Source organism: Pseudomonas sp. GW823-FHT06B06, assembly GCF_058795195.1.
Map to the genome: position 1 here is coordinate 1 of NZ_JBXAHO010000022.1, position 16,110 is coordinate 16,110.

The window sequence follows — 16,110 nt, forward strand, 5'->3', positions numbered from 1 at the left end:
TGGGTAAACCGGCAGGACGCCGGTTTAGCCGCGCTGGGCCAGGGATGGCCCATCGCGGCGACCCACGGAGCAATGCCTTCGTTCTGGCATGCCGAGCCTTAGCGAGGCACCGAGTGGTGGGGCAAGAGCGTTTGGTTACTTTGCGCCGGGCGGCGCTCCGCTTTTCAAAGTGACCCGCTGTAAAGCGGAACCATAAGTGGCCGTTACCGCAGCAATGGATATGTACTCAGACAACAATCTCCACAGGCTTTGACGCGGAATGGATCAACGTCGGTAGAGGCGTCGCTGGAGGTAGTCACAGATTGACGGACAGGCTCAGGGCGTGAGGAGGGCAAAAAAATCAAACGCCAAATCAAAAGCTTGCGCGAGGCGGCCTACCGTCCGGCCTGATCGGGAGCCGTACGCATTACCCACTGTACCGGAATATCACCCCGCCATCGTCAAGCGGTTACGCCCCTCGCGCTTGGCGACGTACAGTGCGCTGTCGGCCCTGCGCAACAGGCTCTCGGCGGATTCGCCGGGCAGCAGGGTCGAGCAGCCGAGGCTGACGGTCAGCTCCACCGTGCGGCCATCGGCTGGATAATCCTCGGCCTGCGCTGCGCACCGCAGGCGTTCCCCGACCAGGGCTGCCGCTTCCCGGCTGGTGTTGGATAACAAGATCAGGAACTCTTCGCCACCGTAGCGAAACACCATGTCGACGTTGCGCAGCTGATTCTTGATCGAGGCGGCCACCGCCTTGAGCACGTCATCACCGGCGCTGTGGCCATGGGTGTCGTTGACCCGCTTGAAGTGATCGATGTCCAGCATCAACAGCGACAGGGGCTGCATATGACGTCGCGCCAGCTCGATTTCCCGCTGCAGCGTCTGGTCCATGGCGATGCGATTGCCGGTGTCGGTCAGTGGGTCACGCAATGCACTTTGGGTGGCGGCGCGGTACAGCAGGGTATTGCGCATAGGGTAGAGCAACGCGGCCAGCAGAGACTCGAGGTTGGCCTGTTCCTGTTCGCTGAAGCGCTGGTTGCGGCGAAAGATCAGTTCGCCCAGGTGCTCGCCTTCGTGGCTCAGGCTGTAGCTGATCGAGTGGTGGCCCCGCTGGCCGAATTCCAGGCGCAAGTCACTGCTCTTGTGCTGGTAGATCAAAGCATCAAGGGGGACCAGTCGCTGGATTTCGCGGTAGAACAGCCCGAGTATGCGTTGCGGCTCAAGGCTGGTTTGCAGCTGCAGGTTCAATTGCTGGCGCAGTTGCGCAAGGCTGACGGGCCTCTCCAGAATCGGTGGCTGCTGACCAAAGCCCAGGCGTTGCAATTTGGCGCTGTCAAAGTCAATTGCGTTGGTCTGGGAAGGTGATTTCATATGGCGTTCGCCCTTGAGCAGTAAGGCTGTCTTACAAGCTGGGTGCGAGCGCTTCTTGGCTACGCCTCATACTGGTCCGTCAGTCCCTTAGGACATTTCGTACAAGCTTAATCTGCTTTATCGCAGATTAGTAATCGGCAATTTGGTCTTGCGCACTCTGCTTTCCCACGGCCTGTTCAGGCAAATGCTGAGCGAAAGTCGTGCCAATAGGCTGAATTGTATTAAATACCGTTACCAATCAATAGGTTGATAAGCGATAAAGGTGGCGAAGGGAACTGCGCGACGGTTGTTTGACTGAAAGCATGTTCTAACGGGCATGCCGCGTCGGGAAGCCGACGCGGCACAAAAGCGACAGACGGTATTACTGGGCGTTGAATGCCTGGCCGTTGATTCCGGTGCTGTCCGGGCCCATCAGGTAGAGGTAGACCGGCATGATCTCCTCAGGCGTTGGGTTGTTCAGCGGGTTTTCGCCCGGATACGCCTGGGCGCGCATGCTGGTGCGAGTGGCCCCTGGGTTGATGCTGTTGGAGCGGACCGGCGCCACGCCGTCGACTTCGTCGGCCAGCGTTTGCATCAGGCCTTCGGTGGCGAATTTCGAGACACCGTAGGCGCCCCAATACGCGCGACCCTTGCGCCCGACGCTGCTGGAGGTGAACACCACCGAGGCGTCCTGGGACAGCTTGAGCAGTGGCAACAGGGTACTGGTCAACATGAACATGGCGTTGACATTGACCTGCATGACGCGCATGAAATTTTCCCCGGACAGCTGTTCGATCGGGGTGCGCGGGCCGATGATCGATGCGTTGTGCAGCAAGCCATCCAGATGGCCGAATTCGCTCTCGATCATCGCCGCCAGCTCATCGTATTGATGGGGCAGGGCGGTCTCGAGGTTGAACGGGATCACGGCCGGTTGCGGATGGCCGGCGGCTTCGATCTCGTCGTAGACCTGGGTCAGGTTGGCTTCGGTCTTGCCCAGCAACAGGACGGTGGCGCCATGGGCGGCATAGGTTTTGGCGGCGGCAGCGCCAATACCGCGACCGGCACCGGTGACCAGGATGACCCGGCCTTTGAGCAGATCGGGGCGGGCGGAATAATCAAACATGAAAAAACCCTCTACATAATCCATCAATAGAGCTGAAAAGATCGCAGCCTGCGGCAGCTCCTACAGGATGCACATCGATCCCCTGTAGGAGCTGCCGAAGGCTGCGATCTTTTGACGTTAATCAGCAGCCACATAGGGCGCTATCAAGCACCTTGCGCAACTCCAGCGGATGATCGACCACCACGTCCGCTCCCCAATGCCGCGGATTATCGTCCGGGTGGATGTAGCCGAAAGTGACGGCGGCCGTCCGGGTGCCGGCATCACGCCCGGATTCGATATCGCGCAGGTCATCGCCCACGAACAGCACGCTGGCCGGATCGAGGTCGAGCATCTTGCAGGCGAGGATCAACGGCTCCGGGTCCGGCTTGCTGTTCTTCACGTGATCCGGGCAAATCAGCAGGGCCGAACGCTCGGCCAGCCCCAGCTGCTGCATGATCGGCTCGGCGAAACGCAGCGGCTTGTTGGTGACCACGCCCCAGATCAGGTTGGCCTTCTCGATATCGGCCAGCAGTTCGCCCATGCCGTCAAACAGTTTGCTGTGAACCGCGCAACCCACCAGGTAACGCTCGAGGAACTCCAGGCGCAATGCCTCGAAACCCGGGGACTCCGGGTCCATGGAGAAGGTCACTGCGACCATCGCCTTGGCACCGCCGGAGATTTCATCGCGGATGTGCTTGTCGTTGATCGGCGGCAAGCCGCGGTCGGCACGCATCGCCTGGCAAATCGCAATGAAGTCCGGCGCGGTGTCGAGCAGGGTGCCGTCCATGTCGAAAAGAACTGCTCTGATACGCATCGGCTTACTCCTCGCGCAGGGTCTGGATCATGTAGTTGACGTCCACGTCGGACGCCAGTTTGTAATGCTTGGTCAGCGGGTTGTAGGTCAGGCCAATGATGTCCTTGACGGTCAGGCCGGCCATGCGGCTCCAGGCACCTAGCTCGGAAGGACGGATGAATTTCTTGAAGTCGTGGGTGCCGCGTGGCAACAGCTTCATGATGTATTCGGCGCCGACGATGGCGAACAGGTACGCCTTCGGGTTGCGGTTGATGGTGGAAAAGAACACCTGGCCGCCCGGCTTGACCATGCGGAAACAGGCACGAATCACCGAGGACGGGTCCGGTACGTGCTCGAGCATTTCCAGGCAGGTCACCACGTCGAACTGTTCAGGCATTTCCTCGGCCAGGGCCTCGGCGGTGATCTGTCGGTATTCGACGTTCACGCCCGATTCCAGCTGATGCAGTTGTGCCACCGCCAGTGGCGCTTCGCCCATGTCGATACCGGTCACGGTCGCGCCGCGCTGGGCCATGGCTTCGCTGAGGATGCCGCCGCCGCAACCGACGTCGAGGACCTTCTTGCCGGCCAGGTTGACGCGTTCGTCTATCCAGTTCACGCGCAGCGGATTGATGTCATGAAGCGGTTTGAATTCGCTCTCGCGGTCCCACCAGCGATGGGCCAGGGCTTCGAATTTGGCGATTTCGGCGTAGTCGACGTTGCTCATGGTTTAAGTCCTCTAAAACTTGAAAAATCCTGTAGCCCCGGTACTGAGTCCGGGGAGGCTTACGATTCTTTGCGGCCGCTGATGCGCTGGCCCCAGGCCTTGGCGATGGCGACGAGTTGTTGTTCATCCATGCGTGTCAGGCGGCGGTCGTCGAGCAGTTGCTTGCCCGCGACCCAAAGGTGTTTCACGCAATCGCGGCCTGACGCATATATAAGCTGCGATACCGGGTCATAGACCGGTTGCTGGGCCAGGCCCGAGAGGTCGAACGCCACAATGTCGGCGGCCTTGCCGATTTCCAGCGAGCCCACCTCGGCTTCGATCCCCAGTGCGCGTGCGCCGTTGAGGGTGGCCATGCGCAGGGCGCTGTGGGCGTCCAGTGCGGTGGCCGAACCCGCGACGGCCTTGGCCAGCAGGGCGGCGGTGCGGGTTTCACCCAGCAAGTCCAGGTCATTGTTGCTGGCGGCGCCGTCGGTGCCGAGGGCCACGTTGACCCCGGCCTGCCACAAGCGCTCCACCGGGCAGAAACCGCTGGCCAGCTTCAGGTTCGACTCCGGGCAGTGAATGACATGGGTGTTGCTTTCTACCAGCAGCGCCAGGTCTTCGTCGCTGACCTGGGTCATGTGCACCGCCTGGAAGCGCGGCCCCAGCAAGCCCAGGCGTGCCAGGCGGGCCAGCGGCCGTTCACCCTGCTGTTCGACGGCTTGCCGCACCTCGAAGGCGGTTTCATGCACATGCATGTGGATCGACGCATCCAGCTCTTCGGCGATCACCCGGATCTTTTCCAGGTTTTCATCGCCCACGGTGTAGGGAGCATGGGGCGCGAAGGTGATTTTGATGCGTTCGTGATGCTTGAGATCGCCGAACAGCTCGACACCCTGGCGAATCGCGTCATCCGCCGTGCTGGCGCCCGGGATCGGGAAATCGAGGATCGGAATCGCAATTTGCGCGCGAATGCCGCTGTTGTGCACGCACTCGCTGGCAACCTTCGGGAAGAAATACATGTCAGAGAAGCAGGTGATGCCGCCCTTGAGTTGCTCGGCGATGGCCAGGTCCGTGCCGTCGCGGACGAAATCCTCGTCGACCCACTTGGCCTCGGCTGGCCAGATGTGCTTTTCCAGCCAGGTCATCAGCGGCAGATCGTCGGCCAGGCCGCGAAACAGGGTCATTGCCGCATGCCCGTGGGCATTGATCAGGCCGGGGCTGAGCAAGATGTCCGGCAGTTCACGCACTTCGATTGCGTTAAGCTGCAGGGCGTTGCGGCGCGGACCGATGAAAACGATGCGCCCGTCGCGGATGCCCAGGGCATGATCCTTGAGCACGACGCCAGCGGGTTCGACGGGTACCAGCCAGGTCGGCAGCAACAACAGATCGAGCGCAATGGCAGTGTTCGGCATCGAGGATCGGTTCCAGGGCTTTTGTAAAGGATGGCGAAGTATACCCGAGCGTCTTCGCCGGGGGATCGCTATAATCGGCGGCTTTTGTTTCTGACTGCGGGGTGTGGGATGCGCGATCGACTGTTGGCTGCTGAGAAGGTTAAGGCCATCGATTGGCGTGATGGCACCCTGTACCTGCTGGATCAGCGTGTTTTGCCGTTCGAGCAAACCTGGATCGCCTGCACCAGTGCGGCGGGCGTGGCGGAAGCCATTCGCTCGATGGTGGTGCGCGGCGCGCCAGCCATCGGCATCAGTGCGGCCTATGGCGTGGTGCTGGCGGCGCGGGCCCGATTTGCCGAGGGTGGCCATTGGCAGGAAGCGCTGGAAGAGGATTTCGCGCAGTTGGCCGCCACCCGTCCGACCGCCGTCAACCTGTCCTGGGCACTCGGTCGCATGCGCGAGCGCCTGGCTCGGCTGAAAAAGCACGCCGACCCTTTGTCCGTACTGGAGGCCGAGGCCCTGGCCATCCATGAGAGCGACCGCGAAGCCAACCTGACCATGGCGCAACTGGGCGTCGACCTGATCCGCAAGCACCAGGGCAACGCCCAGGCGATCCTGACCCACTGCAACACCGGCGCACTGGCCACCGGTGGCTTCGGCACGGCGCTGGGGGTGATTCGCGGCGCCTTCATCGAGGGGATGGTCGAGCGCGTGTATGCCGGCGAAACCCGGCCATGGCTGCAAGGCTCGCGACTGACCGCCTGGGAGCTGGCCAACGAAGGCATCCCGGTGACCCTCAGTGCCGATTCCGCCGCTGCACACATCATGAAGACCAAGGGCGTCACCTGGGTCATCGTCGGGGCAGACCGCATTACCGCCAATGGCGACGTGGCCAACAAGATCGGCACCTACCAATTGGCCGTCAATGCCATGCACCACGGGGTGCGCTTCATGGTGGTGGCGCCGAGCTCGACCATCGACATGGACCTGGCCAGCGGCGACGACATTGTGCTCGAGGAGCGCGATGAGCGCGAACTACTGGAGGTGGGTGGCCAGCGGCTCGGGGCCGATATCGATGCGTTCAACCCGGTGTTCGACGTGACCCCGGCAGACCTGATCGACGTGATTGTCACCGAAAAAGGCATCGTCGAGCGCCCGGATACGGCGAAGATGGCGCAGTTGATGTGTCGCAAGCGCCTGCATTGATGATCTCTGGTGCCTGATAAATTGCCTTCGCGAGCAGGCTCGCTCCCACAATATTCGCGGTGTGGCCGCAATGGGCGGCGCAATGACGAATCATTGTGGGAGCGAGCCTGCTCGCGAAGGGGGCCTGAAAGCATTAAAACAGCGTGAATCTGACCCTGGTTCTCCATTCAGCACTGCTCTAAGCCCCTCTGATCCCCTTCAAGCCTGTCATCGGTCAACTAACTATGCTCCATGCGCATCAGGGGGATAGGTGCGTGGCGGCTCTTGTGATAACATCCGGCGGTTTCCAAGGTTGCCCCGCGGGGTGACCTTTACTGCGCAGATCCATGGCATAACTCGTTGATTTGTCGTAAGTCGGTGCATGGCACTCAGCCTGCAGCGGCGAGCTTCGTTCGTCCCATATGGATGAGACGAAGTTTCACCAGAAAAAGGAATCAGGCTTCTCATGGGCGAACTGGCCAAAGAAATCCTCCCGGTCAATATCGAAGACGAGCTGAAGCAGTCCTACCTCGACTACGCGATGAGCGTAATTGTCGGGCGGGCACTGCCGGATGCGCGCGATGGCTTGAAGCCCGTGCACCGGCGCGTGCTGTTCGCGATGAGCGAGCTGGGCAACGACTTCAACAAGCCGTACAAGAAATCTGCCCGTGTTGTCGGTGACGTGATCGGTAAGTATCACCCGCACGGTGACACCGCGGTGTACGACACCATCGTTCGGATGGCCCAGCCATTCTCCCTGCGCTACCTGCTGGTAGACGGCCAGGGCAACTTCGGTTCGGTGGACGGCGACAACGCCGCGGCCATGCGATACACCGAAGTGCGCATGACCAAGCTGGCGCACGAGCTGCTGGCTGACCTGCACAAAGAAACCGTGGACTGGGTGCCGAACTACGACGGCACCGAAATGATCCCGGCGGTCATGCCGACCCGTATTCCCAACCTGCTGGTCAACGGCTCCAGCGGTATCGCCGTGGGCATGGCGACCAACATTCCGCCGCACAACCTCGGTGAAGTCATCGACGGTTGCCTGGCGCTCATCGACAACCCCGAGCTGACCGTCGACGAGCTGATGCAGTACATCCCCGGTCCGGACTTCCCGACCGCCGCGATCATCAACGGTCGCGCCGGCATCATCGAGGCCTACCGTACCGGTCGGGGGCGCATCTACATGCGCGCCCGCTCGATGATCGAAGACATCGACAAGGTCGGTGGCCGCCAGCAGATCGTCATCACCGAACTCCCTTACCAGCTGAACAAAGCCCGTCTGATCGAGAAGATCGCCGAGCTGGTCAAGGAGAAGAAGCTCGAAGGTATCACCGAGCTGCGCGACGAGTCCGACAAGGATGGTATGCGCGTCGTGATCGAGCTGCGTCGCGGCGAAGTGCCTGAGGTGATCCTCAACAACCTCTACGCCCAGACCCAGCTGCAAGCGGTATTCGGCATCAACATCGTCGCGCTGATCGACGGCCGTCCACGCATCCTGAACCTCAAGGACCTGCTGGAAGCCTTCGTGCGTCACCGTCGCGAAGTCGTCACTCGTCGTACCGTGTTCGAACTGCGCAAGGCGCGCGAGCGTGGCCACATCCTCGAAGGTCAAGCGGTTGCCCTGTCGAACATCGACCCGGTCATCGCCCTGATCAAGGCTTCGCCGACCCCGTCGGAAGCCAAGGAAGCGCTGGTCAGCACTCCTTGGGAGTCCTCGGCGGTAGTGGCGATGGTTGAACGTGCCGGCGCCGATTCGTGCCGTCCGGAAAACCTCGACCCGCAATACGGCCTGCGCGACGGCAAGTACTTCCTGTCGCCAGAGCAGGCGCAAGCCATCCTGGAATTGCGTCTGCACCGCCTGACCGGCCTGGAACACGAAAAGCTGCTGGCCGAGTATCAAGAGATCCTCAACCAGATTGGCGAGCTGATCCGCATCCTCAACAGCGCCACGCGCCTGATGGAAGTGATCCGCGAAGAGCTGGAAGTGATCCGTGCCGAGTACGGCGACGTACGCCGCACCGAGATCCTCGATGCGCGTCTCGACCTGACCCTGGGCGACATGATCCCGGAAGAAGATCGCGTGGTGACCATTTCCCACGGTGGCTATGCCAAGACCCAGCCACTGGCGGCATACCAGGCCCAGCGTCGTGGCGGTAAAGGCAAGTCGGCGACCGGCGTCAAGGATGAGGACTACATCGCTCACCTGCTGGTTGCCAACAGCCACACCACGCTGCTGCTGTTCTCCAGCAAGGGCAAGGTGTACTGGCTGAAAACCTACGAAATCCCTGAAGCCTCCCGTGCTGCCCGTGGTCGTCCGCTGGTCAACCTGCTGCCGCTGGATGACGGTGAATACATCACCACCATGCTGCCGGTCGAGGAATACACTGAAGGTCACTTCATCTTCATGGCCACCGCCAACGGCACCGTGAAGAAGACCCCGCTGGAATCCTTCAGCCGTCAACGCAGCGTCGGCCTGATCGCGCTGGAGCTGGACGAAGGCGACGTGCTGATTTCCGCGGCCATTACCGATGGCGAGCGCGAAGTCATGCTGTTCTCCGACGGCGGCAAGGTAACGCGCTTCAAGGAATCCGACGTTCGTGCCATGGGCCGTACCGCTCGTGGTGTGCGCGGCATGCGCCTGCCAGAAGGTCAGAAGCTGATTTCCATGCTGATCCCGGAAGAAGGCAGCCAGATCCTCACCGCTTCGGCGCGTGGTTATGGCAAGCGTACGGCGATCACCGAGTTCCCTGAGTACAAGCGTGGCGGCCAGGGCGTGATCGCCATGGTCAGCAACGAGCGCAACGGCCGTCTGGTCGGTGCGGTCCAGGTGCTCGACGGCGAGGAAATCATGCTGATCTCCGACCAGGGCACCCTGGTGCGTACCCGTGTCGACGAAGTGTCGAGCCTGGGGCGTAATACCCAGGGCGTGACCCTGATCAAGCTGGCCAACGATGAAACGCTGGTTGGTCTGGAGCGGGTCCAGGAGCCTTCGGAAGTCGAGGGTGAAGAGCTGGAAGGCGAAGAAGGTGCTGTGTTCGAAGGCACTGCAGTGATCGACGACATCGTCGAAGACCAGCAACTCGACGCCGCCGCTGACGAAGAACCACAGGAATAAGCGGGTAAACAGGGGGCGGATGAAAATTCGCCCCCTTGTTGTTTGTCCGAGAGGAAAATGTCGACACCCATGGATATCCCCTGTGGGAGCGAGCCTGCTCGCGAAGCAGGCGCCGCGGTATCTCTGAAACACCGCGGTGATGCATTCGCGAGCAGGCTCGCTCCCACAGGTGCCTGCTTCAGCAGGGCCCCTGTGTCGATTGATAATGTGATTTATTGCGTGATACCACCAAATCAGAGCGAGATTGGATGTGAGCAAGAGAGCCTATAACTTCTGCGCCGGTCCTGCGGCGCTTCCCGAAGCTGTCCTGCAGCGCGCCCAGGGTGAACTCCTCGACTGGCACGGCAAGGGCCTGTCGGTCATGGAAATGAGCCATCGCAGCGATGAGTTCGTGTCCATTGCCACCAAGGCCGAGCAGGATCTGCGTGATCTGCTGAATATCCCCTCGAACTATAAAGTGCTGTTCCTGCAAGGCGGCGCCAGCCAGCAATTTGCCCAGATTCCGCTGAACCTGCTGCCTGAAAGCGGCACCGCCGACTATATCGACACCGGTATCTGGTCGCAGAAAGCCATCGAGGAAGCGTCGCGCTTCGGTAACGTCAATGTTGCCGCCACCGCCAAGCCCTACGACTATTTCGCCATTCCTGGCCAGAATGAATGGCAGCTGTCCAAGGACGCGGCCTACGTTCACTACGCGCCGAACGAAACCATCGGCGGCCTGGAATTCCAGTGGGTTCCCGAGACCGGTGACGTGCCATTGGTGGCCGACATGTCTTCGGACATCCTCTCACGCCCGATCGATGTCTCGCGCTTCGGCATGATCTACGCCGGCGCCCAGAAGAACATCGGCCCGAGCGGTATCGTAGTGAACATCGTTCGCGAAGACCTGCTCGGTCGCGCCCGTTCCATTTGCCCGACCATGCTCGACTACAAGGTCGCGGCCGACAACGGCTCCATGTACAACACCCCGCCAACCCTGGCCTGGTACCTGTCCGGCCTGGTGTTCGAGTGGCTGAAAGAGCAGGGCGGTGTCGAGGCCATCGGCAAGCTCAATGACGTCAAGCAGCGCACGCTGTACGACTTCATCGATGCCAGCGGCCTCTACAGCAACCCGATCAACAAGTCGGACCGCTCGTGGATGAACGTACCGTTCCGCCTGGCCGATGACCGTCTGGACAAGCCGTTCCTGGCTGGCGCCGACGAGCGTGGCCTGCTGAACCTCAAGGGCCACCGCTCCGTGGGCGGCATGCGCGCCTCCATCTATAACGCCGTCGACATCAACGCGATCAACGCGCTGGTGGCGTACATGGCAGAGTTCGAGAAGGAACACGGCTAATGTCTGAGCAAGAACTCAAGGCACTGCGCCTGCGCATCGATGCCCTGGACGAAAAAGTCCTGGAGCTGATCAGTGAGCGCGCACGCTGCGCCCAGGAAGTTGCGCGAGTAAAGATGGCTTCGCTGGCCGAAGGCGAAGTGCCGGTGTTCTATCGTCCCGAGCGCGAAGCTCAGGTGCTCAAGCGTGTCATGGAGCGCAACCAGGGGCCGCTGGGCAACGAGGAGATGGCGCGGCTGTTCCGCGAAATCATGTCCTCGTGCCTGGCCCTCGAGCAACCGTTGAAAGTCGCGTACCTGGGCCCTGAAGGTACCTTCACCCAGGCGGCGGCCCTGAAACACTTCGGCCACGCGGTGATCAGCAAGCCGATGGCGGCCATCGACGAAGTGTTCCGCGAAGTGGCGGCCGGTGCGGTGAATTTCGGCGTGGTCCCGGTGGAAAACTCCACCGAAGGCGCGGTCAACCACACCCTCGACAGCTTCCTCGAGCACGACATGGTCATCTGTGGTGAAGTCGAGTTGCGGATTCACCACCACCTGTTGGTCGGTGAAAACACCAAGACCGACAGCATCAGCCGCATCTACTCCCACGCCCAGTCCCTGGCCCAGTGCCGCAAGTGGCTGGACGCCCACTACCCGAATGTCGAGCGCGTGGCGGTGTCCAGCAACGCCGAAGCGGCCAAGCGGGTCAAGGGCGAGTGGAACTCGGCGGCGATTGCCGGCGACATGGCGGCGGGCCTCTACGGGCTGACCCGATTGGCCGAGAAAATCGAGGACCGTCCGGACAACTCCACGCGCTTCCTCATGATCGGTAACCAGGAAGTGCCGCCGACTGGCGACGACAAGACCTCGATCATCGTCTCGATGAGCAACAAGCCGGGCGCGCTGCACGAATTGCTGGTGCCGTTCCACGACAACGGCATCGACCTGACGCGAATCGAGACCCGTCCGTCGCGCAGCGGCAAATGGACCTACGTGTTCTTCATCGACTTCGTCGGCCACCACCGCGACCCGCTGGTAAAAGGTGTGCTGGAAAAGATCAGTCAGGAAGCAGTAGCACTCAAAGTGCTGGGTTCCTACCCGAAAGCAGTTCTCTAAGGGGCGGTAGCAAATGAGTGGCAATTTCCTCGCTCTGGCACAGCCGGGCGTGCAACAACTTTCGCCTTACGTTCCGGGCAAACCCGTGGACGAGCTGGCGCGTGAGCTGGATCTCGATCCGGCCAGCATCGTCAAGCTGGCCAGCAACGAAAACCCGTTGGGCGCGAGCCCCAAGGCCCTGGCCGCCATTCGTGATGCCCTGGTCGAACTGACCCGTTATCCAGACGGCAATGGTTTTGCGCTCAAGACCCTGCTGGCCGAACAGTGCCGCGTCGAGCTGAACCAGGTGACATTGGGCAACGGTTCCAATGACATCCTTGAGCTGGTCGCACGCGCCTACCTGGCGCCGGGCCTGAATGCGGTGTTCAGCGAGCATGCGTTTGCGGTCTACCCGATCGTGACCCAGGCCGTCGGCGCCCAGGCCAAGGTCATTCCGGCCAAGGACTGGGGCCATGACCTGCCGGCCATGCTGGCGGCCATCGATGCCAATACCCGCGTAGTCTTCATCGCCAACCCGAACAACCCAACCGGGACCTGGTTCGATACCGAGGCGCTGGATGAATTCCTCCAGGACGTGCCGGAGCACGTGCTGGTGGTGCTGGACGAGGCCTACATCGAATACGCCGAAGGCAGCGACTTGCCGGACGGCCTGGACTTCCTGGCGGCTTACCCGAACCTGCTGGTGTCGCGCACGTTCTCCAAGGCCTACGGCCTGGCGGCATTGCGCGTCGGTTATGGCTTGTCCACCGCCGTGGTCGCCGATGTGCTGAACCGCGTGCGCCAACCGTTCAACGTCAACAGCCTGGCCTTGGCCGCTGCGTGCGCTGCGCTGCAAGACGCCGAATACCTGGCGGAAAGTCGTCGCTTGAACGAGTCGGGCATGCAGCAACTGGAAGCGGGTTTCCGTGAGTTGGGCCTGAGCTGGATTCCTTCCAAGGGCAACTTCATCTGCGTTGATCTAAATCGCGAAGCGGCTCCGGTGTTCCAGGGCTTGCTGCGCGAAGGCGTGATCGTGCGCCCGGTGGCCAACTACGGCATGCCGAACCACTTGCGCGTTACCATCGGTCTGCCGGCGGAAAACAGCCGCTTCCTTGAGGCGCTGGCCAAGGTTATGGCTCGTGGTTGATGTCACTGTGCCGCAATCTGCTGAGCCGTTGATCGGGCGCCTGGTGGTGGTCGGCCTGGGGTTGATCGGCGGTTCGTTTGCCAAGGGTTTGCGCGAAAGTGGCCTGTGCCGCGAAGTGGTCGGGGTCGACCTCGACCCGCAGTCGCGCAAGCTGGCCGTTGAATTGGGCGTGGTGGATCGTTGCGAAGAAGACCTGGCGTTGGCTTGCCAGGGTGCCGACGTGATCCAGCTGGCTGTGCCGATCCTCGCCATGGAAAAAATGCTCGGCCGATTGGCCGGCATGGACCTTGGGCAAGCGATCCTGACTGACGTTGGCAGCGCCAAGGGCAACGTCGTGCGTGCGGCGAGCGAAGCCTTTGGCGGGATGCCGGCGCGTTTCGTGCCAGGCCATCCGATCGCAGGTTCCGAGCAGAGCGGGGTGGAAGCCTCCAATGCCGACCTGTTCCGGCGCCACAAAGTGATCCTCACGCCGCTGGATCAGACCGATCCGCAAGCCTTGGCCGTGGTCGATCGCCTGTGGCGCGAACTGGGCGCCGATGTCGAGCACATGCAGGTCGAACGGCACGATGAAGTGCTGGCGGCCACCAGTCATCTGCCGCACTTGCTGGCATTCGGCCTGGTCGACTCGCTGGCCAAGCGCAATGAAAATCTTGAGATCTTCCGTTACGCTGCGGGCGGTTTCCGCGATTTCACAAGAATCGCCGGGAGCGACCCGGTCATGTGGCATGACATCTTCCTCGCTAACCGCGAGGCTGTCCTGCGCACACTCGATACATTTCGCAGCGACCTCGACGCCTTGCGCGACGCGGTCGATGCAGGGGATGGGCACCAATTGTTGGGCGTTTTCACGCGCGCCCGGGTTGCCCGCGAGCATTTCAGTAAAATCCTGGCCCGTCGGGCCTATGTGGACGCTATGAATTCCAACGATCTGATTTTCCTGGCTCAACCTGGTGGCCGCCTGTCCGGTCGGATTCGCGTACCAGGTGACAAGTCGATTTCCCACCGTTCGATCATGCTGGGCTCCCTGGCCGAAGGCGTCACCGAAGTCGAAGGTTTCCTCGAGGGCGAAGACGCCCTGGCGACCCTGCAGGCGTTCCGTGACATGGGCGTGGTCATCGAAGGCCCGCACCATGGTCGTGTGACCATCCACGGCGTCGGCCTGCATGGCCTCAAGCCAGCACCGGGCCCGATCTACCTGGGTAACTCCGGCACCTCGATGCGCCTGTTGTCCGGCCTGCTGGCCTCGCAAGACTTCGACAGCACCCTGACCGGCGACGCTTCGCTGTCCAAGCGCCCGATGAATCGCGTGGCTAACCCGCTGCGCGAGATGGGCGCGGTCATTGAAACCGCTGCCGAAGGTCGTCCGCCGATGACCATCCGTGGCGGCAACAAGCTCAAGGGCCTGACCTACACCATGCCGATGGCCAGTGCCCAGGTTAAATCCTGCCTGCTGCTGGCGGGTCTGTACGCTGAAGGCAAGACCACCGTCACCGAACCTGCGCCAACCCGCGACCACACCGAGCGCATGCTGCGTGGCTTCGGCTACCCGGTGAGCGTTGACGGTGCAACGGCCTCGGTCGAGTCGGGCGGCAAGCTGACCGCGACCCATATCGAAGTGCCGGGCGACATCTCGTCGTCGGCGTTCTTCCTGGTGGCCGCATCGATCGCCGAAGGTTCGGAGCTGGTGCTCGAGCATGTCGGCATCAACCCGACCCGTACCGGCGTCATCGACATCCTGCGCCTGATGGGCGCTGACATCACCCTGGAAAACCAGCGTGAAGTGGGTGGCGAGCCAGTAGCTGACCTGCGCGTGCGGGCAGCTAAACTTAAAGGTATCGAGATTCCCGAAGCGCTGGTTCCGCTGGCCATCGACGAATTCCCGGTGCTGTTCGTGGCTGCCGCCTGTGCCGAAGGGCGCACCGTGCTGACCGGCGCCGAAGAGCTGCGTGTCAAGGAGTCGGACCGTATCCAGGTCATGGCCGATGGCCTGCTGGCGCTGGGTGTCAAATGCCAGCCGACGCCGGACGGCATCATTATCGACGGCGGCCAGATCGGCGGCGGTGAAGTGCACGGCCACGGCGACCACCGGATTGCCATGGCCTTCAGCGTCGCCTCGCTGCGCGCCACTGCACCGATCCGCATCCATGACTGCGCCAACGTCGCGACCTCGTTCCCCAACTTCCTCGCGCTGTGCGCGCAGGTCGGTATCCGCGTTGCCCAAGAGGCTCAGTCGTGAAGCGCATTGCACCGGTCATCACCATTGATGGGCCAAGCGGCTCGGGCAAAGGCACCATCGCCGGAATCCTGGCTCGGCGCCTGGGCTGGAACCTGCTGGATTCCGGTGCGCTGTACCGCCTGCTGGCCTTCGCCGCGCACAACCACGGCGTCGACCTGACCAATGAAGAGCTGCTGAAGAAACTCGCCGCTCATCTGGATGTGCAATTTATCGCGGCGACCGAAGGTCAGCTGCAGCGCATCATCCTGGAAGGGGACGAGGTCAGCGATGTGATCCGTACCGAAAGCGTCGGCTCGGGTGCCTCCCAGGTGGCGGCATTGCCCGCGGTGCGCGAGGCGCTGCTGCAGCGCCAGCGCGCCTTCCAGGAAGCGCCGGGCCTGGTGGCCGATGGTCGCGACATGGGCACCGTGGTGTTTCCGGATGCGCCGCTGAAGATTTTCCTGACCGCCAGTGCCGAGGAAAGGGCGCGTCGTCGATATTTGCAGTTGAAGGGCAAAGGCGACGATGTTAGTCTGTCGAGTCTGCTAGATGAGATCCGTGCACGCGATGAGCGTGACACCCAGCGAGCGGTAGCCCCGCTTAAACCGGCGGCTGACGCCATACAGCTGGATTCCACGGAGTTGTCCATCGACCAGGTGCTGGAACGCATCATGAGCGAGATCGCCATTCGCGATATCGCCGGGTGACC

General features: G+C 61.9%; 12 protein-coding genes. 7 read left to right on the top strand and 5 right to left on the bottom strand.

What is annotated here, in order from left to right:
• Positions 1 to 426: 426 nt before the first annotated feature.
• From AC1Q8Q_RS19810 to AC1Q8Q_RS19830, 5 genes are all read right to left on the bottom strand, one after another.
• Positions 427 to 1,353 carry a GGDEF domain-containing protein gene (locus AC1Q8Q_RS19810; protein ID WP_020800133.1) on the bottom strand — a complete coding sequence of 309 codons (927 nt, stop codon included), beginning with the start codon at positions 1,351 to 1,353 and terminating at the stop codon, positions 427 to 429.
• Between the two features lie 361 nt (positions 1,354 to 1,714).
• The gene (locus AC1Q8Q_RS19815; protein ID WP_020800132.1) at positions 1,715 to 2,455 is read right to left on the bottom strand and encodes a YciK family oxidoreductase; all 741 of its coding nucleotides are present in this window, start codon (positions 2,453 to 2,455) and stop codon (positions 1,715 to 1,717) included.
• 121 nt (positions 2,456 to 2,576) lie between these two features.
• A complete protein-coding gene (gene mupP, locus AC1Q8Q_RS19820; protein WP_020800131.1) occupies positions 2,577 to 3,248 on the bottom strand; it encodes an N-acetylmuramic acid 6-phosphate phosphatase MupP in 672 nt (223 codons plus the stop codon).
• A gap of 4 nt (positions 3,249 to 3,252) precedes the next feature.
• Positions 3,253 to 3,951, bottom strand: coding sequence for a bifunctional 2-polyprenyl-6-hydroxyphenol methylase/3-demethylubiquinol 3-O-methyltransferase UbiG (ubiG, locus tag AC1Q8Q_RS19825; protein ID WP_008065228.1), 699 nt, complete (start codon positions 3,949 to 3,951; stop codon positions 3,253 to 3,255).
• A gap of 59 nt (positions 3,952 to 4,010) precedes the next feature.
• Entirely contained in the window at positions 4,011 to 5,345 is a 1,335-nt protein-coding gene (locus AC1Q8Q_RS19830; RefSeq protein WP_492615413.1) for a TRZ/ATZ family hydrolase, read from the bottom strand.
• 108 nt (positions 5,346 to 5,453) lie between these two features.
• Between AC1Q8Q_RS19830 and mtnA the strand changes: the two genes are divergently transcribed.
• The 7 genes from mtnA to cmk all read left to right on the top strand — a co-directional run bounded on the left by mtnA (position 5,454) and on the right by cmk (position 16,108).
• The gene (gene mtnA, locus AC1Q8Q_RS19835) at positions 5,454 to 6,530 is read left to right on the top strand and encodes an S-methyl-5-thioribose-1-phosphate isomerase (protein WP_033043842.1); all 1,077 of its coding nucleotides are present in this window, start codon (positions 5,454 to 5,456) and stop codon (positions 6,528 to 6,530) included.
• Positions 6,531 to 6,975: 445 nt separating this feature from the next.
• The gene (gene gyrA, locus AC1Q8Q_RS19840; protein WP_020800128.1) at positions 6,976 to 9,630 is read left to right on the top strand and encodes a DNA gyrase subunit A; all 2,655 of its coding nucleotides are present in this window, start codon (positions 6,976 to 6,978) and stop codon (positions 9,628 to 9,630) included.
• Positions 9,631 to 9,880: 250 nt separating this feature from the next.
• Positions 9,881 to 10,966: a 3-phosphoserine/phosphohydroxythreonine transaminase gene (gene serC, locus AC1Q8Q_RS19845; protein WP_033041273.1), complete on the top strand. Its 1,086-nt coding sequence runs from the start codon at positions 9,881 to 9,883 to the stop codon at positions 10,964 to 10,966.
• On the top strand, positions 10,966 to 12,060 hold the full coding sequence (gene pheA, locus AC1Q8Q_RS19850) for a prephenate dehydratase (protein ID WP_020800126.1): 1,095 nt from the start codon (positions 10,966 to 10,968) through the stop codon (positions 12,058 to 12,060). Before serC ends, pheA begins: the two co-directional genes overlap by 1 nt.
• A 13-nt stretch (positions 12,061 to 12,073) precedes the next feature.
• Positions 12,074 to 13,186 carry a histidinol-phosphate transaminase gene (gene hisC / locus AC1Q8Q_RS19855; protein WP_432669195.1) on the top strand — a complete coding sequence of 371 codons (1,113 nt, stop codon included), beginning with the start codon at positions 12,074 to 12,076 and terminating at the stop codon, positions 13,184 to 13,186.
• 28 nt (positions 13,187 to 13,214) lie between these two features.
• Entirely contained in the window at positions 13,215 to 15,422 is a 2,208-nt protein-coding gene (locus AC1Q8Q_RS19860; protein ID WP_492615446.1) for a bifunctional prephenate dehydrogenase/3-phosphoshikimate 1-carboxyvinyltransferase, read from the top strand.
• Positions 15,419 to 16,108, top strand: a complete 690-nt coding sequence (cmk, locus tag AC1Q8Q_RS19865; RefSeq protein ID WP_020800123.1) for a (d)CMP kinase — start codon at positions 15,419 to 15,421, stop codon at positions 16,106 to 16,108. The genes AC1Q8Q_RS19860 and cmk overlap by 4 nt, the downstream gene beginning before the upstream one ends.
• Positions 16,109 to 16,110: the final 2 nt, after the last annotated feature.

Excerpts from the sequence above, each read along its gene's own strand:
- AC1Q8Q_RS19810 (WP_020800133.1), bottom strand. The coding sequence starts at position 1,353 with ATGAAATCACCTTCCCAGACCAACGCAATTGACTTTGACAGCGCCAAA.
- AC1Q8Q_RS19815 (WP_020800132.1), bottom strand. The coding sequence starts at position 2,455 with ATGTTTGATTATTCCGCCCGCCCCGATCTGCTCAAAGGCCGGGTCATC.
- mupP (WP_020800131.1), bottom strand. The coding sequence starts at position 3,248 with ATGCGTATCAGAGCAGTTCTTTTCGACATGGACGGCACCCTGCTCGAC.
- ubiG (WP_008065228.1), bottom strand. The coding sequence starts at position 3,951 with ATGAGCAACGTCGACTACGCCGAAATCGCCAAATTCGAAGCCCTGGCC.
- AC1Q8Q_RS19830 (WP_492615413.1), bottom strand. The coding sequence starts at position 5,345 with ATGCCGAACACTGCCATTGCGCTCGATCTGTTGTTGCTGCCGACCTGG.
- mtnA (WP_033043842.1), top strand. The coding sequence starts at position 5,454 with ATGCGCGATCGACTGTTGGCTGCTGAGAAGGTTAAGGCCATCGATTGG.
- gyrA (WP_020800128.1), top strand. The coding sequence starts at position 6,976 with ATGGGCGAACTGGCCAAAGAAATCCTCCCGGTCAATATCGAAGACGAG.
- pheA (WP_020800126.1), top strand. The coding sequence starts at position 10,966 with ATGTCTGAGCAAGAACTCAAGGCACTGCGCCTGCGCATCGATGCCCTG.
- hisC (WP_432669195.1), top strand. The coding sequence starts at position 12,074 with ATGAGTGGCAATTTCCTCGCTCTGGCACAGCCGGGCGTGCAACAACTT.